The 1132-nt window shown below is 65.7% G+C and carries 1 protein-coding gene; it reads right to left on the bottom strand.

Annotation, left to right across the window (positions count from 1 at the left end; all coding sequences use genetic code 11):
* The coding region (locus tag NW837_RS11880; RefSeq protein ID WP_414331772.1) for a hypothetical protein at positions 1–1132 on the bottom strand (1132 nt) is incomplete at both ends.

Below are 1132 nucleotides of genomic sequence, written 5' to 3'. Positions count from 1 at the left end.
CCAACGCACACGACCCCGACACCCGCCCCAACGCGCACCCCCTGTCCACCCACCCCACGCACGAAACCCACTCCACACCAACGCCCCATACACCCACGCGCTCCACGCCACGCTCCGCTCCCCGCTGTCAAAACCCCAGCACGGCTTCTCACCCAACCCAAAACCGCTCTTTATCCAACGAAACCCCACCTCCACCTCCCAACGCTGCCACAACTTCAACACCAACACCCCCAACGGCACAGGCAACTGCCAACCACCTGCCCCATCCGACACCGCGTGAACCCAAAACGCCATCGGCTCGCGCGACTTGCCCCGCTTGGTGCGCTTGTGATGTCCGCGCACAACAATCAAGAAAAACACCCGCTTGCCCCACCCCACCCGACGACACGGACCCACCACCCGCACCAACAACCGCACCGCACGCCCCCGCACCGTCAGTGGCACCCGTCGCCACCCCGTGCGCTGCTGCCACTTGTCTTGCGGTGTCCACACTTGGTCGCTATACACCCGCCGACGCCCCCGACCTGACGGGGCGTCTTGGGGCAAGTCGCACCAGCGCGAGTCTTTGCGTGTGCGCACGCAGCAGACCGTGTTCGGCAACTCCAACTTGCCCAACGCTTGGGTATCACCCCGTCCGTCGCCCACACACAGCAGCCGTTGCTCGGCGCGCCCTGCCGCGTCGAGCCACGCGCGCACCTGTTGGAGGGTGGCTATCCAGCCTTGGATTTCGGAACGGCGCGAGGTGGGGTTGGCGTAGCGAGCTTTGGGGGAGAAGGTGGGCAGCCAATAGATGGGCACACAGCGGGCGTTGGGGTCGTCGTCAAGCCAGCCTGCCATCACGAAGCGTTGGGCTTTGCGCAGCCCGCGGGCGAACGGGGCGTTGGCGGGGTTGGGTGTCCAGTGGGCGCCTGGGATGTAGGCGCCTGTGCGCGGGACGGTGGTACCATCAAGGGCGATGGTGTAGGGGTGGTCTGTGGGAACGGCGTGGAGGGTATGGCGGAACAGGTGCTGGAAGGCGGCGTCGGGGGCGAAGTAGCGTTGGAAGTGTCGGTAGTAGCGGTTGGGGATGTGGTTGGGGTAGGGGTGTTGGGTGCGTGCGAGTTGGGCGATAGTTTTTCGTGCGGTGGTGATG

The organism is Synechococcus sp. R6-10 (assembly GCF_047461815.1).
GTDB lineage: Bacteria > Cyanobacteriota > Cyanobacteriia > Thermostichales > Thermostichaceae > Thermostichus.
The sequence above is the reverse complement of the archived record's forward strand: the minus strand, read 5'-3'. Positions and strand labels throughout refer to the sequence as shown.